The sequence below is a fragment of the Pukyongiella litopenaei genome (genome assembly GCF_003008555.2).
Taxonomy (GTDB): Bacteria; Pseudomonadota; Alphaproteobacteria; order Rhodobacterales; family Rhodobacteraceae; genus Pukyongiella; species Pukyongiella litopenaei.
The window spans coordinates 1,359,103-1,379,525 of sequence record NZ_CP027665.1 but is presented as its reverse complement, the minus strand read 5'-3'; the positions used below and the strand labels follow the sequence as shown (position 1 = coordinate 1,379,525).

22 protein-coding genes are annotated in these 20,423 nt (G+C 67.2%); 7 read left to right on the top strand and 15 right to left on the bottom strand.

Translation table 11 applies throughout. The features are described 5' to 3' along the window. Nucleotides 1–60 precede the first annotated feature (60 nt). The 4 genes from rplT to pyk all read right to left on the bottom strand — a co-directional run bounded on the left by rplT (nucleotide 61) and on the right by pyk (nucleotide 2,552). Nucleotides 61–426, bottom strand: coding sequence for a 50S ribosomal protein L20 (gene rplT / locus C6Y53_RS06995; protein ID WP_106471790.1), 366 nt, complete (start codon nucleotides 424–426; stop codon nucleotides 61–63). A gap of 14 nt (nucleotides 427–440) precedes the next feature. Continuing rightward, nucleotides 441–641 (bottom strand): 50S ribosomal protein L35, encoded by a 201-nt coding sequence (gene rpmI / locus C6Y53_RS06990; protein ID WP_106473988.1) that lies wholly within the window; start codon nucleotides 639–641, stop codon nucleotides 441–443. A 125-nt stretch (nucleotides 642–766) separates the two neighbouring features. Beyond that, nucleotides 767–991, bottom strand: a complete 225-nt coding sequence (locus tag C6Y53_RS20980) for a hypothetical protein (RefSeq protein WP_211299484.1) — start codon at nucleotides 989–991, stop codon at nucleotides 767–769. Between the two features lie 115 nt (nucleotides 992–1,106). Continuing rightward, on the bottom strand, nucleotides 1,107–2,552 hold the full coding sequence (pyk, locus tag C6Y53_RS06980) for a pyruvate kinase (protein ID WP_106471788.1): 1,446 nt from the start codon (nucleotides 2,550–2,552) through the stop codon (nucleotides 1,107–1,109). A 124-nt stretch (nucleotides 2,553–2,676) separates the two neighbouring features. On the opposite strand from pyk, the gene C6Y53_RS06975 reads away from it, so the two are divergent. The 3 genes from C6Y53_RS06975 to C6Y53_RS06965 all read left to right on the top strand — a co-directional run bounded on the left by C6Y53_RS06975 (nucleotide 2,677) and on the right by C6Y53_RS06965 (nucleotide 4,632). Then, nucleotides 2,677–3,414, top strand: a complete 738-nt coding sequence (locus tag C6Y53_RS06975; protein WP_106471787.1) for an N-formylglutamate amidohydrolase — start codon at nucleotides 2,677–2,679, stop codon at nucleotides 3,412–3,414. Nucleotides 3,415–3,504: 90 nt separating this feature from the next. Beyond that, nucleotides 3,505–3,819 carry a DUF1244 domain-containing protein gene (locus tag C6Y53_RS06970; protein WP_106471786.1) on the top strand — a complete coding sequence of 105 codons (315 nt, stop codon included), beginning with the start codon at nucleotides 3,505–3,507 and terminating at the stop codon, nucleotides 3,817–3,819. Nucleotides 3,820–3,882: 63 nt separating this feature from the next. Then, entirely contained in the window at nucleotides 3,883–4,632 is a 750-nt protein-coding gene (locus C6Y53_RS06965) for a hypothetical protein (protein ID WP_106471785.1), read from the top strand. A 27-nt stretch (nucleotides 4,633–4,659) separates the two neighbouring features. On the opposite strand, the gene C6Y53_RS06960 is transcribed toward C6Y53_RS06965, so the two are convergent. The 4 genes from C6Y53_RS06960 to dgcN all read right to left on the bottom strand — a co-directional run bounded on the left by C6Y53_RS06960 (nucleotide 4,660) and on the right by dgcN (nucleotide 8,237). After that, nucleotides 4,660–5,523 (bottom strand): D-amino-acid transaminase, encoded by an 864-nt coding sequence (locus C6Y53_RS06960; protein WP_106471784.1) that lies wholly within the window; start codon nucleotides 5,521–5,523, stop codon nucleotides 4,660–4,662. Nucleotides 5,524–5,578: 55 nt separating this feature from the next. Beyond that, nucleotides 5,579–6,196, bottom strand: a complete 618-nt coding sequence (locus C6Y53_RS06955) for a PolC-type DNA polymerase III domain-containing protein (protein WP_106471783.1) — start codon at nucleotides 6,194–6,196, stop codon at nucleotides 5,579–5,581. A gap of 1 nt (nucleotide 6,197) precedes the next feature. After that, entirely contained in the window at nucleotides 6,198–7,163 is a 966-nt protein-coding gene (gene dgcA, locus C6Y53_RS06950) for an N-acetyl-D-Glu racemase DgcA (protein ID WP_106473987.1), read from the bottom strand. A gap of 72 nt (nucleotides 7,164–7,235) precedes the next feature. Further along, nucleotides 7,236–8,237, bottom strand: a complete 1,002-nt coding sequence (dgcN, locus tag C6Y53_RS06945) for an N-acetyltransferase DgcN (RefSeq protein ID WP_106471782.1) — start codon at nucleotides 8,235–8,237, stop codon at nucleotides 7,236–7,238. A 339-nt stretch (nucleotides 8,238–8,576) separates the two neighbouring features. Between dgcN and C6Y53_RS06940 the strand changes: the two genes are divergently transcribed. Continuing rightward, on the top strand, nucleotides 8,577–9,533 hold the full coding sequence (locus tag C6Y53_RS06940) for an L-malyl-CoA/beta-methylmalyl-CoA lyase (RefSeq protein WP_106471781.1): 957 nt from the start codon (nucleotides 8,577–8,579) through the stop codon (nucleotides 9,531–9,533). Nucleotides 9,534–9,689: 156 nt separating this feature from the next. Then, entirely contained in the window at nucleotides 9,690–10,457 is a 768-nt protein-coding gene (locus tag C6Y53_RS06935; RefSeq protein ID WP_106471780.1) for an SDR family NAD(P)-dependent oxidoreductase, read from the top strand. A 6-nt stretch (nucleotides 10,458–10,463) separates the two neighbouring features. On the opposite strand, the gene C6Y53_RS06930 is transcribed toward C6Y53_RS06935, so the two are convergent. From C6Y53_RS06930 to phnD, 6 genes are all read right to left on the bottom strand, one after another. Continuing rightward, nucleotides 10,464–10,949, bottom strand: a complete 486-nt coding sequence (locus C6Y53_RS06930; protein ID WP_106471779.1) for a MaoC family dehydratase — start codon at nucleotides 10,947–10,949, stop codon at nucleotides 10,464–10,466. A 127-nt stretch (nucleotides 10,950–11,076) separates the two neighbouring features. Continuing rightward, nucleotides 11,077–11,982 (bottom strand): HAD-IIA family hydrolase, encoded by a 906-nt coding sequence (locus tag C6Y53_RS06925; RefSeq protein WP_244614958.1) that lies wholly within the window; start codon nucleotides 11,980–11,982, stop codon nucleotides 11,077–11,079. Beyond that, on the bottom strand, nucleotides 11,979–12,794 hold the full coding sequence (gene phnE / locus C6Y53_RS06920; RefSeq protein ID WP_106471777.1) for a phosphonate ABC transporter, permease protein PhnE: 816 nt from the start codon (nucleotides 12,792–12,794) through the stop codon (nucleotides 11,979–11,981). The genes C6Y53_RS06925 and phnE (C6Y53_RS06920) overlap by 4 nt, the downstream gene beginning before the upstream one ends. Beyond that, complete coding sequence (gene phnE / locus C6Y53_RS06915) at nucleotides 12,794–13,606, bottom strand: phosphonate ABC transporter, permease protein PhnE (RefSeq protein ID WP_106471776.1); 813 nt, start codon at nucleotides 13,604–13,606, stop codon at nucleotides 12,794–12,796. The genes phnE (C6Y53_RS06920) and phnE (C6Y53_RS06915) overlap by 1 nt, the downstream gene beginning before the upstream one ends. Further along, nucleotides 13,603–14,400 (bottom strand): phosphonate ABC transporter ATP-binding protein, encoded by a 798-nt coding sequence (phnC, locus tag C6Y53_RS06910; RefSeq protein WP_106471775.1) that lies wholly within the window; start codon nucleotides 14,398–14,400, stop codon nucleotides 13,603–13,605. The genes phnE (C6Y53_RS06915) and phnC overlap by 4 nt, the downstream gene beginning before the upstream one ends. A 70-nt stretch (nucleotides 14,401–14,470) precedes the next feature. Further along, nucleotides 14,471–15,439: a phosphate/phosphite/phosphonate ABC transporter substrate-binding protein gene (gene phnD, locus C6Y53_RS06905; RefSeq protein WP_106471774.1), complete on the bottom strand. Its 969-nt coding sequence runs from the start codon at nucleotides 15,437–15,439 to the stop codon at nucleotides 14,471–14,473. Nucleotides 15,440–15,636: 197 nt separating this feature from the next. Between phnD and C6Y53_RS06900 the strand changes: the two genes are divergently transcribed. Both C6Y53_RS06900 and C6Y53_RS06895 read left to right on the top strand, forming a co-directional pair. After that, on the top strand, nucleotides 15,637–17,256 hold the full coding sequence (locus C6Y53_RS06900; RefSeq protein ID WP_149615478.1) for a coiled-coil domain-containing protein: 1,620 nt from the start codon (nucleotides 15,637–15,639) through the stop codon (nucleotides 17,254–17,256). A gap of 31 nt (nucleotides 17,257–17,287) precedes the next feature. Further along, nucleotides 17,288–18,340, top strand: a complete 1,053-nt coding sequence (locus C6Y53_RS06895) for a TAXI family TRAP transporter solute-binding subunit (protein ID WP_106471772.1) — start codon at nucleotides 17,288–17,290, stop codon at nucleotides 18,338–18,340. Between the two features lie 34 nt (nucleotides 18,341–18,374). Here C6Y53_RS06895 and C6Y53_RS06890 read toward each other — a convergent pair whose 3' ends face one another. Further along, a complete protein-coding gene (locus C6Y53_RS06890; RefSeq protein WP_106471771.1) occupies nucleotides 18,375–20,318 on the bottom strand; it encodes an ExeA family protein in 1,944 nt (647 codons plus the stop codon). Nucleotides 20,319–20,423: the final 105 nt, after the last annotated feature.

The window sequence follows — 20,423 nt, the reverse complement described above, 5'->3', positions numbered from 1 at the left end:
CATGGCAAGGAAAAGGGCCGCCCCGGCGGGACGGCCCTGGACTATCGGCTATGGCGGCGGTTACGCGGCCAGCGCGCCCTTGGCCTTTTCGACGATGGCGCCGAACGCTTCGGGTTCGTGCACGGCCAGGTCGGCCAGAACCTTGCGGTCCACTTCGATCCCGGCCAGCGACAGGCCGTTGATGAAGCGCGAATACGTCAGCGCCTCGTCATGGGCGCGGACGGCGGCGTTGATCCGCTGGATCCACAGGGCGCGGAAGTTGCGCTTGCGGTTCTTGCGGTCGCGGGTCGCATACTGGTTGGCCTTGTCGACGGCCTGACGGGCCACCTTGAAGGTGTTCTTGCGGCGGCCATAGTAACCTTTGGCGGCCTTGACCACTTTCTTGTGGCGGGCGTGGGTCGTGGTTCCACCTTTGACGCGGGACATGAGCGTATCTCCTCTTAGCGGTCGTAGGGCATGTAGCCCTTGACGATCTTGGCGTCGGGGGCGGACAGGGTGGTGGTGCCGCGGGCGTCGCGGATGAACTTCTTGGTCCGCTTGATCATGCCGTGGCGCTTGCCGGCCTGGGCCGACAGGACCTTACCGGTTCCAGTCACCTTGAAGCGCTTCTTGGCGCTCGACTTGGTCTTCATCTTGGGCATTTCCGTCTCCTGTTCGTCGGGTTCGGTTAACACGCGACTCGGCATGCCGCTTGGGCCGGTCGCGCGGTCAGATGGGCCGTTTACGCAATGAATGGCGCACGCGCAAGCGAATTTTCCGGGCAGCCTCAGTGCAGGATCTGGCCGATGCCGTCAAAGAACGCATCCGGGATTTCGGACAGGGTCAGCCCGCCTGGAACGGTGCGCAGCGCATACCAGACCAGCAGCCCCGCCACCAGCGCGACCAGCGCCGTTGTGCGCGGCGGGCGCCGCGCGGCAAAGTCGGAAAAGGCCGACGGGATCACCATCGCGGCGAGCACCAGTCCGATAACGAGCGCGATTTCCGGGGTCATGTGGGGCTCCGCTGCGATTCGCCCCAGAATAGGACGAAACCGGCCCTTTGCAGAATCGGTTTCCGCAAACGTCGCTAACAGGGCGTCACCAGGGGGCGGTCCGGGCCAGACAGTGTCAGTCGGGGTCGGTCCGGTAGATCAGCCGTTCGTCGCAGGGGGCGACGCGCAGGATATTCGTCGTGCCGGGCACGTTGTAAGGCACCCCGGCGGTGATCACGATCTGGTCGGTTCCGCTGGCGAAACCGCCCGAACGGGCGGCGCGGGTGGCGTTGATGACCGCTGTCTTGAACCGGTCCATTTCATCGGCCATCACGCAGTTGCAGCCCCAGCTCAGGCACAGGCGCCGGGCGGTGCCGCGCAGGCTGGTCAGGGCGATGATCGGCACGCCGGGGCGTTCCCGCGCGGTCAGAAGCGCGGTGGTGCCGCTCTGGGTATAGCAGCAGATCGCCTTGATATCGGTCTTTTCCGCGATCTCGCGGGCGGCGGCCACGATGGCGTCGGCCACGCTGTCGCCCTTGGCGGTGCGCGACGAGGCGATGATCTGGGTATAATTCGGGTCGGTTTCGACCTCGGCGGCGACCTTGTCCATCGTTTCCACCGCCTCGACCGGGTAGTTCCCGGCCGCCGATTCGGCGCTGAGCATCACCGCGTCGGCGCCTTCGTAGATGGCGGTGGCCACGTCGGAAACCTCGGCACGGGTCGGCATCGGGCTTTCGATCATGCTTTCCAGCATCTGGGTGGCCACGATCACCGGCTTGGCGGCGGCGCGGCAGCGGCGCACCAGCCGTTTCTGGATCGGCGGCACCGCCTGAACCGGCAGTTCGACGCCCAGATCGCCACGGGCGACCATGATCCCGTCGGAGGCCTCGAGGATGTCGTCGAAACTGGCCACCGCGGCGGGTTTCTCGATCTTCGACAGGATCGCGGCGCGGCCGGCGGCCAGGTCCCGCGCCTCGCGCACATCCGCCGCGCGCTGGACAAAGGACAACGCCAGCCAGTCGACACCCAGCCCGCAGACGAATTCCAGGTCGGCGCGGTCCTTTTCGGACAGCGCCGCCAGCGGCAGCACCGCGTCGGGCACGTTCACGCCCTTGCGGTCCGAGATCGTGCCGCCCGCGATCACCTCGCAATCGGCGAAATCGTCGCCGCAGTTCGCGACCTTCAGGCGGATCTTGCCGTCATTCACCAGCAGCGTGGCGCCGGGGCTGAGCGCGGCGAAGATCTCGGGATGCGGCAGCTGGACGCGGCGCGCGTCGCCCGGCGCCGCATCGAGATCGAGCCGGAAGGACGCGCCGTCGGCCAGGTCATGCGCCCCTTCGGCGAACTCTCCCACGCGCAGTTTCGGCCCCTGCAGGTCCGCGAGAATCGCGATCGGGCTGTCCAGGTCCTCTTCGACCTGGCGAATGATCCGATGCCGGCTGGCGATCTCGTCATGGGTGCCGTGGCTCATGTTCAGGCGGAACACGTCGGCGCCCGCCTCGTGCAGCGCCCGGATGACATCATAGCTGGACGATGCCGGGCCCAGCGTGGCCACGATCTTGACGTTGCGCTCTCTTCTCATCCTTATCGCCCCTTTGGTCCCCAAGCCGGCAGGTTGTTACCGCAAACACGGCTGTTCCGCTTATGGCCCAATTCCCATTGGCGGACAACTGGCCTATTGGTTCGGGCAACAACATCACAGGCACATGACGTATTCCCCCTGTTACCTGATCGGCGAGAACCGCCCCGGCCGCTGGCTGATCACCTGCGATCACGCCACCAACTGCGTGCCGCCGCAGGTCGCCGGCGGCGATCTGGGCCTGCCGCACGAGGACATGGAGCGCCACATCGCCTATGACGTGGGCGCCTGGGGGGTGGCGCAGCAGCTGGCGCAGGCGCTGGACGCGCCGGCGGTGGCGGCCAATTTCTCGCGCCTCGTGATCGACCCTAACCGGGGCGAGGACGATCCGACGCTGGTGATGAAGCTCTATGACGGGTCGATCATCCCCGCCAACCGCGGCGCGGACCGGGCCGAGATCGAACGGCGCCTGAACCTGTGCTACCGCCCGTATCACGACACCCTCGCGCGGATGGCGGCGCTGCCCCATGCGGTGATCGTGTCGGTTCATTCCTTTACCCGGCAGCTGCGCGGGCGCGATCCCCGGCCCTGGCATGTCGGCGTGCTGCATACCGATGACGAACGGTTCTCGGCGCCGCTGATCGACCGGCTGCGGGCCGAGGACGATCTGTGCGTGGGCGTCAACCAGCCCTATACCGGCTATCTGCCGGGCGATGCGATCGACCGGCACTGCACTGCGCATCACCGGCCCAACGTGCTGATCGAACTGCGCAACGACCTGATTGCCGACAGCGCGGGCCAGAAACACTGGGCCGGACGGCTGGCGGTGGTGTTGCAGGACGCGCTGGGCGTCTCGGGGCTGTGACCCCGGCGTGACCGCCGGTGCCGTTGCCTTGGCGGGCGCGGATTGCTAGGCAGGGGAACGGGCGCAACCCCGGCCGCAGCGGAGCCTGACATGGACAAGCAGACCCAGACCGAGATCGAAGCCGCCGCCTTTCGCCGGCTGCGCAGGCACCTGATGGACGACCGGTCCGACGTGCAGAATATCGACCTGATGAACCTGGCCGGGTTCTGCCGCAATTGCCTGTCGCGCTGGTACCAGGAGGCCGCCACCGACCGCGGCATCGACATCGACAAGGCGCAGGCGCGCGAGATCTTCTATGGCATGCCCTATGACGACTGGAAGGCGGCGTTCCAGACCGAGGCCAGCGCCGAGCAGCAGGCCGAGTTCGAGGTCTCGTTCCGCGAGAACGTCATCGACAGGAAATGATTTGCGGTTGAATCCCGGCGGTTAGCCGGGAAAGTGGTGCTGGTTCAACCAGCGAGGCCACCGATGTTCCTTCACCGCGTTCGCACCGGCGCCCGCACCGCAACGCCGGTGCCGATCCTGCTGTCCCTGTTCCTGTCCTTCTTCGGCTTTGCCCCGGTGCTGATGCGGTTCGTCACGGCGCCGCTGCGCTATTATCGCCTGACCCGCGATCCCGGCGCCCGGCAGGCGATGGTCAATCTCTTCGCGTGGTCGCTGCTGATCCAGTATGTGGTCGGCACGTCGTTCTACAACCCGTCCGGTGCCGTGGACGAAACCGGGCGGCAGGGCGTGTTCGCGGTGCTGGAAACGGCGCAGAACCCGGTCTTTGCCGAGGTGCTGGTGCTGTTCTGGCTGGTTCTGCTGCTGCTGCCGGCCTGGCCCACCGTGCATTACTGGTCGCGCCGGACCGAGGGCAGCACCGAACCGGCGCAATACTGGGCGCTGATGATCGGATTCGGGGCGCTGGGCAACCTGCTGAACACCGCCTATTACGCGTCGAGCCAGCACCTGCTGCCGCTGCTGGCCACGAACCCGCAAACCTCGCAGACCTCGCAGTTCTGGGGCATGGCCCATACCCACCTGTTCGATGCGCTGTGGGCAGGGCTGGCGGTGGTCGCCGCGATCAACCTCTACCGGATCGACCGGCGGCTGACCTGGAAACCGTTCCTGACCGGGCTGGCGATGCTGGCGGTTCTGGGGACCCTGTTCGAAAACGCGGTCACGCTGGGGCTGAGCCTGCTCTGGCCCGACTCGCTGCTGCTGTGGATCATCTGAGCCGGACGCCGGGGCGCCCGGCCCCGGTCAGATCGCGGCCTTGCGGCTTTCGTCCAGGTAGATTTCGCGCAGCCGCGCGGCGACCGGCCCCGGCTGGCCATTGCCCACGGGCTGCCCGTCGAGTTCCACCACCGGCATGACAAAGGTGCTGGCCGAGGTGATGAACGCCTCGTCCGCCGCGCGGGCCTCGTCGATCGAGAAACTGCGTTCCTCGACCTCCATCTGCGCTTCGCGGGCAAAGCGCAGCACGGCGGCGCGGGTGATCCCGTGCAGAATGTCGTTGGACAGGGCGCGGGTGATGATCTTGCCGCCCTTGACGATATAGGCGTTGTTGCTGGTGCCCTCGGTCACCATCCCGTCCTCGATCATCCAGGCATCGTCGGCGCCGGCCTTCTTGGCCATCATCTTGCCCAGCGACGGGTAGAGCAGTTGCACGGTCTTGATGTCGCGCCGTCCCCAGCGCTGATCCTCGATGCCGATCACCTTGATCCCGACCCTGGCAGCCGGATTGTCGGCCAGCCCTGGCTTGTTCTGGGTGAACAGCACGATCGTCGGCGGCGTGGTTTCGGGATCGGGAAAGACGAAATCGCGGTCATCCGGGGCACCACGCGTGATCTGCAGATAGATCATGCCGTCCGTGATGCCGTTGCGCGCCACCAGTTCCCGGTGGATCGCGAGCAGCTCGTCCCTGGTCACCGGGCTGTCCATGTCCAGTTCGCGCAGGCTACGCTCGAGCCGGACCGCGTGCCCGTCGAAATCGATCAGCTTGCCGTCCAGCACGCTGGTGACTTCGTAAACCCCGTCGGCCATCAGGAAGCCGCGGTCGAAGATCGACACCCTGGCCTCGGTCTCGGGCAGGTAATCGCCATTCAGATAGACGGTGCGGGACATCCCGGTTTCCTTTCCGTTTCGTTGAGGTCTTTCATCGTGGCTCCGCGCGCCGGCGTCAAGCCGGGGCCGGGCCGGCAAAATCGCCGGGTCGCAGGCGGCCTGCCCCGAGCAGATGGCCAAGCACGGTTGCGACCGCCTGCGCATCGCCCGCCGCATCATGGGCCCGGCCCGGCGATGCCAGCCCGAAATGCGCGCAGATCGTGTGGCTGCGAAGGCCCTCGACGGTTTCGCGGGTCTCGCCTGCCCGGACCAGCAGCGGCACCGCGCTGCGAAACCGCGTGGCCGGGATCGGCGATGGCACCTGTTCGACAAACAGCGACGCGGCCAGCGTCAGCAGCTCGTCCTTGCCCCAGGCGAACAGCGGATCGCCCTGCGAAAAACGGTCGAGCGCCCGCAGCGCGTCGGTCAGCGGCAGGCCGCGGGCCAGGTCCGCATCGCCCAGCCCCGTCAGCCGTGTCACCAGCGGATCGACCGGCACCACCCTGCCGTGGCGGTCCACCGGCCGCACCGGCCAGCTCTCCGGTTGTGACATGCCAAAGGGCGGCTCCAGCGACAGGCGAACGGCGCCGATCTGGATGGTCAGCGGGTCGGGGTCTTCCGGCCCGCACCAGAACCGCTGCGGCGCACCCGGGGCGGTCAGGAATTCAGCGTCATAGACCGTGATCGACCTCATGTCATCCCCACAGGCCGGGGGCGGGCGGATGAACCCCGGCGGCGTCGAACTGCAACGGTTGCGCACGGTCCCGCGCCAGCAGCAGCGGGCCGTCGAGATCCGTCACCCGCGCGCCCTGTGCCACGATCACCGCCGGCGCCATCGCCAGCGACGACCCGACCATGCAGCCGACCATGATGTCATAGCCCTGCGCCCGTGCCGCGTCGCGCAGCGCCAGCGCCTCGGTCAGGCCGCCGGTCTTGTCCAGCTTGATGTTGACCACGTCATACTTGCCCTTCAGGCCGGGCAGGCTGGCGCGGTCATGGCAGCTCTCGTCCGCGCAGACCGGCACCGGGCGCTCCAGCCCGATCAGCGCGTCATCCTCGCCCGCGGGCAGGGGCTGTTCCACCAGCGCCACGCCCAGCCGCAACAGGTGCGGGGCAAGATCGGCATAGACATCCGCGCTCCAGCCTTCATTGGCGTCGACGATGATCCTCGCCGCCGGCGCGCCCGCCCGCACCGCTTCCAGCCGCGCCATGTCGTCGGGCGTGCCCAGCTTGATCTTCAGCAGCGGCCGGTGCGCGTTCTTTGCCGCGCTGGCGCGCATCGCCTCGGGCGTGTCCAGCGACAGCGTATAGGCGGTGATCTCGGGGCCCGGCGCGGGCAGCCCGGCCAGGTCCCAGACCCGCCTGCCGGCCCGCTTCGCCTCGAGATCCCACAACGCGCAATCCACCGCGTTGCGGGCCGCGCCCGGCGGCAGCAGCCCTTGCAGCATGTCCCGGTCGAACGCGCCGGGCAGGCCGGCGATCTGCGCCTCGACCGAGCCCAGCGTTTCGCCGTAGCGCGCATAGGGAACACATTCGCCCCGGCCGGCCACATCCCCGTCCCGCAGCGTCACCGTCAACACCTGCGCCTCGGTCCGCGACCCGCGCGAGATGGTGAAAACCTGCGCCAGTGGAAACACGTCCCGCCGAATCTCTACCTGCACATCGCGTCCTTCCTCTTGCCCAAAATATCCCCGCCGGAGGCTCCCGCCGCCCGACACGCGCGCCGCGCCCGATCAGATCGCGGCCAGTGCATCCGCCAGGCGCGCCGCGCCGTGGCGGAACGGATCCACCGCGGGCAGGCCCATCCGCGCCTCGACCCCGGCCAGATAGGCGGCCGCCTCGTCTTCGCTCATATGCTGGGTATTGACCGAAATGCCCACCACCTGGCAGGCCGGGTTGGCCACCCGGGCCAGCGGCAGCGCGGTGTCGCGCAGCGCCTCGAGCGTCGGCACCTCGTAATCCGGCAGGCCGCGCATATGGGCGCGGGTCGGTTCGTGGCTCAGGATCAGCGCGTCGGGCTGGCCGCCATGGATCAGCGCCATGGTCACGCCGGAATAGGACACATGGAACACCGAGCCCTGACCCTCGATGATATCCCAGTGATCGTCGTCATTGTCCGGGGTCAGCCATTCCACCGACCCGGCCATGAAATCGGCGACCACCGCGTCCAGCGGCACGCCGTCGCCGGTGATCAGGATGCCGGTCTGCCCGGTGGCACGGAAGGTCGATTTCATGCCCCGCTCGCGCATCGCGTTATCCAGCGCCAGCGCGGTATACATCTTGCCGACCGAACAGTCGGTGCCCACCGCCAGCACCCGCTTGCCGCTGCGCTTGACGCCATTGGCGATCGGGTAATCGACCTCGGGCACGCGCACGTCATGCAGGCTGCGGCCGGTCGCCTCGGCCACGGCCACCAGGTCGGGTTCGTCGCGCAGCAGGTTGTGCAGGCCCGAGGCCAGGTCGAACCCTTCCTCCAGCGCCATGACCAGAACCTTCTTCCATTCCTGGCTGATCACCCCGCCGCGGTTGGCAACGCCGATGACCAGCGTTTTCGCCCCCGCCTCGCGGGCTTCGGTCAGGGTCATGTCGGCGATGCCCAGATCGGCCTTGCACCCCTCCATGCGGTACTGGCCGACGGCGTTTTCCGGACGCCAGTCCTTGATGCCCTGGGCGACCTTTGCCGCGAGTTGGTCGGGCGCGTCGCCCAGAAACAGCAGGTAGGGGGTTTCGATCATGGCGCGGGTCTCCAGCAGTTTCCGCGGAAGCTACACATTAACCTCGCCAATGCCCATCGGAAAATTCGCGAAGTTTCGGGCGCACGCGCAAGAAACTCTCGCAATCCTACCGATATATCGAAGAAACTTGTGCGGAATGCCCGGGCCGCGCCGACGAATCTCGGGCGATGGGATTGCCCCGGATGGTATCGCGGCGCAGCGGGCGTGTGTCTGGCAATTGGCGGGGCGCAGCCGATGCGGAATGCTGCGCCTGCACAATCCTGCTTGCACGGGGGTGCGCAATTTAATACCCCGCAAGGGAATGCCCCCGCAACATCCTTACCCGAAAGGTGCCGCATCATGAGTTTCCGCATCCAGCCCGCCGCCCCGGCCCGTCCCAACCGCTGCCAGCTGTTCGGTCCGGGGTCGCGCCCCGCGATCTTTGAAAAGATGGCGGCCAGCACGGCGGATGTCATCAACCTCGACCTGGAGGATTCGGTGGCGCCCTCGGACAAGGACAGCGCGCGCGAAAACGTCATCGAGGCCATTTCGGGCGTCGACTGGGGCAACAAGACCCTGTCGGTGCGCATCAACGGGCTGGACACGCCCTATTGGTATCGCGACGTGGTCGACCTGCTGGAACGCGGCGGCGACCGGCTCGACCAGATCATGATCCCCAAGGTCGGCTGCGCGGGCGATCTCTATGCCGTGGACGCGCTGGTCACCGCAGTCGAAGCGGCGAAGGGGCGCGCCCGACGCATCGATTTCGAGGTCATCATCGAATCGGCTGCCGGCATCGCCCATGTCGAAGAGATCGCCGCCGCCTCGCCCCGGCTGGTGGCGATGAGCCTCGGCGCGGCGGATTTCGCCGCGTCGATGGGGATGCAGACCACCGGCATCGGCGGGACGCAGGAAAACTACTACATGCTGCGCGACGGCGAAAAGCACTGGTCCGACCCCTGGCACTGGGCGCAGGCCGCGATCGTCGCCGCCTGCCGCACCCATGGCGTGCTGCCGGTGGACGGCCCGTTCGGCGATTTCGGCGACGATGACGGGTTCCGCGCCCAGGCGCGCCGGTCGGCGACGCTGGGCATGGTCGGCAAATGGGCGATCCACCCGAAACAGGTGGCGCTGGCCAACGAGGTGTTCACGCCGTCCGACGAGGCCGTGACCGAAGCGCGCGAGATCCTCGCCGCGATGGAGGCGGCCAAGGCCAAGGGCGAAGGCGCCACCGTCTACAAGGGGCGGCTGGTCGATATCGCCAGCATCAAGCAGGCCGAGGTGATCGTGCGCCAGGCCGAGATGATCGCGGGCTGATCCGTCATCGCGCCCGGCGGCGGCTGACCGCCGGGCACCCCCCTGAAACGCCGCGTCATTGCTTGACAGCGTCCGGATGCTCCACCCAATCATTGCCGGTATCGGAAAACCGCGCCGCAACAGGGGGGCGGGCATTTGGCAGGGGAGGGAACGCCAATGGAACTGTTCGACCTGAGCGGCAAGGTGGCGCTGATCACCGGTTCGACCAAGGGGATCGGCCGCGCGATTGCCGAGGAAATGGCGGCGCATGGCGCCCATGTGGTGATCAGTTCGCGCAAGGGCGATGTCTGCGAAGAGGTGGCGGCCGCGATCCGCGACTCCGGCGGCAAGGCCACCGCGATCCCCTGCAACATCTCGTCGAAAGAGGCGTTGCAGCAACTGGTGAAATCCACCCGCGACACCTGCGGGCCGATCGACATTCTGGTCTGCAATGCCGCGGTGAATCCGAGCTATGGCTCGTTTCTCGACATACCCGACGAAGCCTTTGAAAAGGTGCTGGGTGTCAACATCATGTCCAACCACTGGCTGGCCCAGCTGGTGGCGCCCGGGATGATCGAGCGCAAGGATGGCGCGATCATCATCGTGTCGTCCATCGGCGGGTTGCGCGGCAGTTCGACCATCGGTGCCTACAACGTGTCCAAGGCCGCCGACATGCAGCTGACCCGCAACCTCGCCGACGAACTGGGGCCGCACAATATCCGCGTGAACTCGATCGCGCCGGGTCTGGTGAAAACCGATTTCGCCCGCGCCCTGTGGGAAGACGAGAAGATCGCCGCCCGCTATTCCCGCGGCACCCCGCTGCGGCGGCTGGGCGAACCGCGCGACATCGCCGGGATCGCGGTCTATCTGGCCTCGGCCGCGGGCGGCTGGACCACCGGGCAGACCTTCGTGGTCGATGGCGGGGTGACCATCACCGGCGGCTGAGCCGCCTTAGCCCAGCAGGCGCACCAGAAGTTTCTGCCAGCCGTCCAGGATCAGTTCCCGGCGCTGGTTGTGCACGGTGTTGCGCAGGGTGACGACCCCGTTGGTGCGCTGCCGGGTGAGATCGGTGATCTCCAGCGCGGGATAGGCGGTGTCGCCCAGATAGAGCGGGCCGAGGAATTTCGACGATTGCTCGACGAACCCGATCAGCGCATCGCCCAGCACATGCGGCAGAGCGCTGGCGCCGGGGGCGCACAGGATCAGCGCCTGATAGCCATGCCCGAGCAGGGTGGGATGACCCTGGGCACGGCAGTATTCCATGTCGTAATGTATCGGGTGATTGTCCATCGACGCGGCCTGGAACGCGCTGAAATTCGCATCCCCGATGGTCCGCGACGGGATCACGAACCGGTCTCCGACCCGCAGTTCGTCAAAGCTCTTCCGGGCGCAGGTCACATGCGCGGCGGGATCGAAACTGTCATCGATGTGGCTCATCTGTTTCCTCGCGGATCGTGGGGTGTCGTGGCCGCCGGTCCGGACGCGGCTGGCTCGTGCCCCATCGGGTAGCGCAGATGCCCGATCCCGTCACGGGATTTATCCGGTCGCGGACCGGCTGTCCGGCTCAGGGCCGGTCGAGGATGAAATCGGGACAGATGCCGCTGGTGGCGATGGCGCGGTCCACCCGCCGGCCCGCGAAAAACCCGTATCCGGCCACCAGCGCCGAGGTCACGCCGGCGGTCTGCGCCCCCAGCACATCGGTGTGCAGCGTGTCGCCGACCATCACGGTACGGCTGCGATCCAGCTCGCCGCCGAGCCGGGCAAAGGCAAGGTCGTAGATGTTGCCGAACGGTTTGCCGAAGAATTCAGGCACCACGCCGGTCCGGTCGGCCAGCCAATGCGCGAAATGCCCCGGTTCGACCGACAACCCGGTTTCGCGGGGCGCGACGATGTCGGGGTTGCCCACGCGCACCGGGCGCGGGTTGCGGGTCAGGCTGGCCTCGAGCAGGGCCTGCCGCGCGCCCGTCCAGGTGCCGCTGCCCAGCAGCAGGAACCCTTCGGCGCGATCGTAATCGGCGGGATCGTCGCCCAGCTGGATCGTGGTCAGCGCGGACAGGTCGGTGGCGTCCGACAGGTCGGGCGCCATGACGCCCCAGCAGCGGCCGTCATCCGCCTCCATGGCGGCCAGCAGCGCGGCGCGGCTCGAGACCACGTCCTGCGGGTCGAAGGCGTAGCCGAGGCCGCGATACTTGGCCAGCAGCCGGTGCAGCGGATAGCTGGCGGCGTTGGTCAGCACCATCACCCGTTTGCCGGCCGCCTGCAGCCGCGCCACCCGTTCGGGGACGCCGGGTATCGCGGTTTCGCCGATATTGAGCACGCCGAAGGCATCCAGCAGGAACAGGTCGAACCGTTCGGCGATCGCGTCCAGATCGGCCACGCGCCGGGCCGCCTTGCCCGGTCCTTCCGGCGGCAGGCGGTGGCGGACGGCCTCATAGGCGGCAAAGGCGCCCTGAAAGGTGAGCGGGATCAAATGATTGCACCCCGGACCTTGGCCGAAACCCATTCGCTGATCACCACCGCGAACAGGATCACCACCAGGATCAGGCTGACCTGCGGCCAGGCCAGCACGTTCAGCGAGGCCGAGAGCTGCAACCCGATGCCGCCGGCGCCCACCAGCCCCAGCACGGTGGATTCGCGGATGTTGATATCCCAGCGGAACACCGCGATGCCCGCGAAGGCCGGCAGGATCTGCGGCACGATGCCATAGGCCATCACCTGCCAGCGGCTGGCCCCGGTGGCGGTGATCGCCTCGACCTGGGTTTCGTCGATTTCCTCGATCGCCTCGTAGAGCAGCTTGGCGCAGAACCCGATCGACCGGATCGCGATCGCGACCACCCCGGCAAAGACCCCCGGCCCGATGATCGCGATCAAGAGCAGCGCCCAGATCAGCGAGTTGATCGACCGGGTCGAGACGATGACCAGGAGCGCGACGGGCCGGATGAACAGCGCCGAGGGTGTCGTGTTGCGCGCCGCCATGAAGGCGGTCGGCACCGCCAGCACCAGCGCGATGATCGTGCCCAGCGTGGCGATGTTCAGCGTGTCCCAGATCGGCCGGCCCAACTGGGTGACATAGTTCCATTTCGGCGGGGTGGCGCGGTCCCAGATGTCGCCGGCGATCCGGGGGGCATCGACCACGAAATACCATGTCGTCGCGCTCGAGATCTGGTGCCAGCAATAGACGAAAATGGCGGTGCCCGTCAGCCACAGCGCCCAGCGCAGCAGGCTTTCGGGCCGGGTGCGGCGTTGCCAGACCTTCTGGCCGGACTGTTCGACCACCGGCATTACTGCACCCTCGCGCGGATGATGCCCGACAGGTATTCCAGCCCCATCACGATCACGATGATCAGGATCAGGATCGCGGCGGCGGTGTCGTATTCATAGCGGTCGAAGGCGGTGTTCAGCGTCGCGCCGATACCGCCCGCGCCGACCAGCCCGAGGATCGCGCTTTCGCGGAAATTGATGTCGATGCGATACATCGACAGCCCGATCAGCCGCGGCATGACCTGCGGCTGCACCCCGTAATTGATCCATTGCAGCCAGCGCGACCCGGTGGCGCGCACCGCCTCGGCCTGGGACCGGTCCATCGCCTCGATATCCTCGGCCAGCAGTTTCGACAGGAACCCGATGGTGGCGAAACTCAGCGTCAGGAACCCGGCCAGCGGGCCGAATCCGAAGATCGCCACCAGCAGGATCGCGACGATGATTTCCTGCAACGCGCGGCTGACCGCGACGATGCCGCGGCAGATCAGGTAGACCGGCATCGGTGCGATGTTGCGTGCCGCACCCAGCCCGATGGGGATGGAAATGGCGATGCCGACCACTGACGCCGCCACCGTCATCACGATGCTTTCCAGCATGCCGTCGCGGATATCGGCGGCGCGAGTGGTGAAATCGGGGGTGGCAAAGGACAGGATGAAGGCCGCGCCGCGGTCCAGGCCTTCATAGACCCGCGACCAGTTGACCTCGATCGTGGCGACGGCCGCCACCAGGTAGGCGATCGCGCCCAGGGCGATCGCCCAGCGCAGCCAGGCCTGCCGGACCAGCGGCGGGCGCCGCCACCTGCGGCCGATGACAGCGTCCAGATCGCCGCTCATGCCTGCACCGCCACGGCGTCGTCCTCGTCCTCGACCTTCTGGATCGTGGCTTCCCAGTCTTCCTCGCCATAGATGCGGGTCAGCACGTCGGGGGTCAGCTCTTCGGGGGTGCCGTCGAATTCGATGGCGCCGAACCGCAGGCCGACCACGCGCTGCACGAACATCTGCGCCAGCGCCACGTCGTGGATGTTGATGATCGCCGCCAGCCCGCGTTCGGCGCACAGTTCGCAGATCAGACGCATGATCTGGCGGCTTGTCTTCGGGTCGAGCGACGCGGTGGGTTCGTCCACCAGCAGCAGTTTCGGGTTCTGGATCAGCGCCCGGCAGATGCCGACGCGCTGCCGCTGTCCGCCCGAAAGCTCGTCGGCGCGCTTGTCGGCCATCGCCAGCAGCCCGACGCGATCCAGCAGCCGGAACGCCTCGTCCACGTCCGCCTGGGGATAGCGGCGGGTCCAGCTGCGCCAGAACCCGACATAGCCCAGCCGCCCGGACAGCACGTTTTCCATCACCGTCAGCCGTTCGACCAGGGCGTATTCCTGAAAGATCATGCCCATCAGGCGGCGCTGGTGCCGCAACGCCGTCTGCGACAGGCCGGTCAGTTCGGTATCGTCCAGCCAGGCCTTGCCGCCGGTGGGTTCGACCAGCCGGTTGATACAGCGGATCATGGTGGATTTGCCGGCGCCCGATGGCCCGATCAGGGCCAGGACCTGCCCGTCGGGGATCTCGAGGTCGATCCCCTTGAGCGCCTGGTCACCCGTCTTGTATGTCTTGGTCAGCGTTTCGAGTCTGAGCATTCGGTCCCCACCGCGTCGGAGGGCGGGCCCGCAGCCAGGCCCGCCGGTTGTCGCATCCGGTCAGATCGGATTATTCGCAGGCGTAGCTGACGCCGTTGGCGCTGTCGATCTTGCGGATCACCTCCCAGAATTCCTGATAGGTGATCGGCAGGAACTGGCCTTCGCCGTTCTTCTCGAACTCTTCCTGCAGCGATGACCCGTCCCATTCGAAGTTGAAGAACGCGTCATGGATCTTCTGCTGCAATTCCGGCTTGAGGTTGTTGACCACGCCATAGCCGGTGGTGGGGAATGTCTGCGACTTGTAGATCGACACGATCTGGTCCTTCGTGACCACGTCGCGTTCGATCATCCGCGTCATCACCGAATTGGCGATCGCGGCGGCGGGGTAATCCTTGTTGGCCACGCCGAGAACCGAGTTGTCATGCTTGCCCGAAAAGACCGGTTCGAAATCCTTTTCCGGCTCCATGTCGTAATCGGCCTTCAGGATCGCCGAAGGCGCCTTGAACCCCGAATTGGACGTGGGCGCGGTAAAGGCGAGTTGCTTGCCCTTGATGTCCTCGATCTTGTCGATCCCCGAACCCGGATAGGTGATGATCTCCATTTCATAGCCGAACGACCCGTCCGGCGCGGCCATGATCGTGAACGGACGGAAGCCCGCGCAGTTCACCGCCAGCGGGTTCGACCCGGTGTTGAAGCCCGCGATATGCAGCCGGCCCGATCGCATCGCCTCGATCTGGGCGGCGTTGGACTGCACCGGGAAGAACACGACCTTCTTGCCGGTTTCCTGCTCCAGATGGGTCAGGAAATCGGCCCAGGCGGTCTTGTAGACGGCGGGGTCCTCGACCGGCGTATAGGCAAAGACCAGCGTGTCGGGGTCGATCTGCTGCGCCGGGTCCTCGGGGATGTCTGCGATCAGGTCGCCGTCAACGTCGCAGAACCGTTCGTCGAGATCGCCCCGCGGGCAATCGGCCTGCGCGGCACCGGCGAACATCGCCACGGTTGCGGCTATCGCTGCGGCCAGAATGTTCTTGTTGTTCATTTCGTCCTCCCTGTGGGCGTACCCGTTATCAAAGCGATTTTGTTATCAGTACCCATGTGGGCGGCTTTTTCAATGCCGTAACAAGGACATGAAATCGCGCATTGGTTGTCTCGTTATCCGCGGAACTTGCTTTTGTCGGGGCTGGGACTAGACTGTTCGCCTATAGATTGATGAACCGATTTGCCGGACGGAAACCGATGCTTGCTGATCGATGCCTGATCGTGGTCTTTTGCATGTTCGTATCGGCCTGCCCGCTGATGGCGCAGACCGATAGCCCGGCGGATCAGTCGCAGGTCGACCAGTTGTCGCAGCAGGCGGCGTCCTTCCGCCGGATCATCGCGCGGCTCGAGGCCGAGGCCGAGGAAACCGAGGCCGCGCTGGCCGACAGGAAATCCGCGCTGGACGCCGCCGCCGCCGAACTGGCCACGGTGCAGGATACCGTCACCCGGCTGCGGGACGAGGAAACCGCGCTGAAAGAGCAGATGGGGCAAGCGCAGGCCGAACTCGAGAAACTGTCGGAAACGCGTGAAACCCGCGACGCCCTGGCCGCCGAGATCGACGGGCTGGGCGCGGAACTCAGGACGGCAAGGGCCGATCTGGAACAGGCCCGCGCCGATGCCAGCGCGGCCGCCGAGGAAAAGACGGCGCTGGACGCCGAAGCGGCCGATCTGCGCGCAACGCTTAAGACGCTGAAGGCGGATATCGCCGCCGCGCAGGCGCCGCAGGACACCGGGGCCGGGGATGGGGACGCGGCGGCAACGGCCGAGGCCGAACGCGACCGCATCCTGTCGGAAACCGAAGCAGCTCGCACAGCACTCGACGAAATTCTGTCACGCCAGGCCGAACGCGAAAAACGCCTGCTGGATCTCGACCGGCGCAGTGCCACGGCGCAGGCGGCAGCGGAGGAGGCCGAGGCTCGCGTGGCGGCGGCAGAGGAACGACATGCCGAACAGACCGCCGCGCTGACAGATCTGCAAACCCGGATCGACGCGGCCACGGCTGAGGCCGGCGAGGTCGAGGCCCGGGTGGCGGCGGCGCAGGAAACGGCTCAGGAAACGGCGGAGGAACGCGGGGCGGCGCTGGCGGAACTGGAAAGCCGGATCGCGGATGCCACGGCCCGGGCAACCGAGGCCGAAACCGGCGCTGCAACCGCCGAGCAGGCGGCTGCCGAGCGGACCGCCGCGCTGCAAGATCTCGAAAGCCGGATCGCCGAGGCCACGACCCGCGCGACAGAGGCAGAGGCCGGTATCGCGGCGGCCCAGGAACACGAGGCCGAGCGGGCCGCGGCGCTGGAGACGCTGGAGGGCCGGATCGTGGCAGCAACCGAGGAGGCGGCCGGGGCCGAGGGCAAGCTCGCCGAGTTGCAGGCCCGGATCGCCGAGGCCGAGACCGAAAGCGAACGGCTGGCCGAGGCGGCCACGGCCGCGGCGCAGGGCCAGCGCGAGGCCGAGGACCAGCGGGCGGCCTTGCAGACCGAACTGGCCGATCTGACCGGGCGTATCGAAGAGGCGCGGGTCACGCTGGAGACATTGCAGCAGGAACGGCAGGCGCTGGAAACGCCGGCCCCGGCGACCGAGGCACCGGCCGCCGCTGTGGCCGGCAGCCAGGAACGCCGGTCGCAGCCGCTGGCACCCGGCCAGATCGCGCAGGCGCTGGCGCGGGCGCCGGGAATGGAAACGGTCAACACCGCCCAGCGCACCCGGTTGGAGGAACTGCTGGGGCAGGGGGTGTGCACGCATGATGCGCTCAGTTCGGTGCTCGGAACGGTGAACCGTCAGACGCTGGTGTCGCTGATCCGGGATCTCGGACGATGCTGACCGGGCCGATCATTCAAAGGGAGACTCCGACATGGCCTTCTTGACCCGAACCGCTCGCTGTCTCGCCGTCGCGGCGGGGCTGATGTTTGCGGGTGCAATCCCGGTCCCGGCGCAGGAATTCGAAAAGAACATCCTGACCGGCGGACCGACGGGAACCTATATCCAGTTCGGGCGCGACATCGCCGGGTTGCTGGACGATTGCGGCCAGACCCTGCATGTCCAGGAAAGCGCCGGGTCGCTCGAGAATTTCCTCGGCGTCCGCAAGCGCCGCGCGACCCAGTTCGGCATCGTGCAGAGCGATGTGCTGGAATACCTGCGGACCTATTCGGCCGACGATCCCGCCATCGCCCGCGCGATTGCCGGGGTGCGGATCGCCTTCCCGCTCTACAACGAGGAAATCCACCTGCTGGCGACTCGCGACATCGGATCGGTGAGCGATCTCGCGGGCAAGCGTGTGGCCATCGGGGTCGAGGACAGCGGCACCTTCCTGACCGCGTCGCTGGTTCTCGACCTGCTGGACGTGGACGGGGTGGTGCGCCGGACGATCACGCCCGACGAATCGATGGCGCAGCTGCTGGGCGGCGAACTGGACGCGTTTTTCTATGTCGCCGGTGCGCCCACCAGGATCTTCCAGAACGAGGCGATCGACCCCGCGCGGTTCCACCTGGTGCCGATCTCCGACCCGGTGCTGAACACGGTCTATACGCCGACCAGCATTCCGGCGGGCACCTATCCGTTCCAGTCCGGCCCGATCGAGGCGGTGGCGGTCAAGGCGGTGCTGATGACCTATGAATACGACCGCAACCGGAATGCCTATCACCGGGCCAGTTGCCAGGCGGTGTCGGACGTGTCCCACCTGATCCTGACGCGGTTCCCGGAACTGAGGGAAAACGGTCACCCCAAGTGGCAGCAGGTCGACCTGGGGGATATTCCGCCGGGCTGGGATATCGGCGCCTGCGTGAATATCGGGCTCGCACCCGCCTACAACATGCAGTGCGGCGCGCCGACGACGGCGGCACCGGTCGATGACAGCGCGGCAAACTCGGCCTATCGCAAACGGATCTGCGACGCGATCGGCTGCTGATGCCCTGATGCCCCGCCCCCGCCGGGGCGGTCGTTCAATCCGGTTCCGCGCCGCCGATGTCCTGCCAGTCCGAGGCGGGGCCGTCATCGGCCCGCACCCGCCATAGCCGGGCATTTTCGGGCAGTTCGATCAGCGCGGCGGTCAGCGGGGTTTCGAAACGGCCGACCGGCATCTCCGGCGTAGCGGCCAGTTCCACCGTGAACCGGCTGGCATGGCCCTGCCAGACCAACTCGACCATGTCGCCGCTGGCGATGGCAACCAGCGGCGTGGCCGCGCTGGCCGCCAGAATATCGGTCGAGGCAAGCTCATCCGCGTGCAGCGGGGCCTCGCCCCTGGCCACGGCATACCAGCGTTCGGCGATGCCCGGCGCAAAGGACACGCCATCGCCGGTTTCGAACATCTGGCCGAGATAGCGCGCCGCGCGCTGATGGCCGCGCAGCGCGGCGCGGGCATAGGAAATCGCCATTCCGGTCGAATCCGCCGCGTCGAGCGCCGCATCGTAGAGCGTCTTGCCATCGGCCCCGGACCCGGTGCGCACGGCCAGCAGCGGCAGGGGCGCGGCATCGGGTTCCGGGTCTTGCGGACCGGGGTCCACAGCCTCATTTTCTGGCTCTGGCTCTGGCTCTGGCTCTGGCTCTGGCTTGGCGGTGGTGCTCTCTGCGGGTTGCGAAGGGTCTGGCGCCTGATCGCCGGTTACCGGTTCCGTCGGTCCGGCACCGGGCATCAGGCCTGACAGGTTTTCGCGCACCCCCGGCAGTATCGCGACGACCATGATCGCCGCCGCAGCCGCTGACAGCCACAGCGCCCGGCGCGATTTGCGCTGCGCTGCCGGTGAGGTTTCCGCCACCTCTGGCCGTGTGGCGGGTTCCGGCGCGGCGGCATCCACCTGCGGCGCTGTTGCGGTGGCCGCAACGACAGGTGCGACGACGGGTGCGGCCTTGGGCTCCGGTTCGGGCACTGGTTCAGGGGTTGGCTCGGGGGCGGGCGGCGTTTCCGTTGTCGCCGTGGCTTCAGGCCCGGGGCTGACGGCAGGTCGGCGTGCGGGCATCACCGATATGACGGGGGCCGCCGGGGGCTCGGGTTCAGGTGTCGCGGGTTCCGGTGGGGCAGGTGGAGGGGGCGGGCTCTGATCGCTGACGGGCGGAAAGGCCGGATGCATGGTCCCGCCGCCCCATTGCATCCAGTTTTCGAACACCTCCTCGACCGCCTCGCGGTCGATCCGTTTCCGGCCCTCCTGCCCGGCGGTGAACAGGCAGAGGTCGCACAGGATGTTGATCAGCCGGGGCACGCCGCCGGTATGCTGGTGGATCGCCCCGATCGCCCCGTTGTCGAACAGGTCGCCGCCCTCGTATCCCGCCCCGGCGAGCCGGGCGCGGATATAGTCGCCGGTTTCCCCGGCCGGCAACTCGCGCAGGTGGATCGCCTGCCGCGACAGGGTGCGCAGGGCCGCAAAGGCGGGGCGTTTGAAATGGTCCCGCAGTTCCGGCTGGCCGACGAGAAGAACGGGCAGCCTCAGCGGGCCGCGATCATCTGCGGTCAGGCGGCCAAGCATCACCGCGCCGTCATCGGTCAACGTCTGTGCCTCGTCCCCGATCAGCAGGAACCGGGTGTTTTCGGTGGCCAGCCGGGTCAGTTCCGCATCCAGAACGGGCAGGGGGTCGTCATCGGCGCCGATATCGGGTGGCGCGTCCAGGCAGGCAAGGATGCGCTGGACGATCTCGCGCGCGTCGCCGGACAGGTTGGACAGCAGCAGCACCCGGACATTGGCGTGGATCTCGGGGTCTTGTAGCAGCGCCCGCACCAGCGTGGTCTTGCCCGATCCGATTTCTCCCGACAGCACTGTCATCGCGCTTCTGTCGAGGATACGCGCCCTGATCAGGTCGAACGCCCGCCGGTGCTGACGCGACCAGAACATCAGGTCCGGGTCGGGGGTGACGGCAAAAGGCCGGCAGTCCAGTCCGAAGAAATCCGTATACATCAAAACCGCGTAAGCAATTATGCCCGTCCACTATGGCGCGATTGCCGATCCCGGTCGAGTGGGTTCTGGGTCGTTCAATCCCAACGGGTGCCGCGCAGCGCGGCG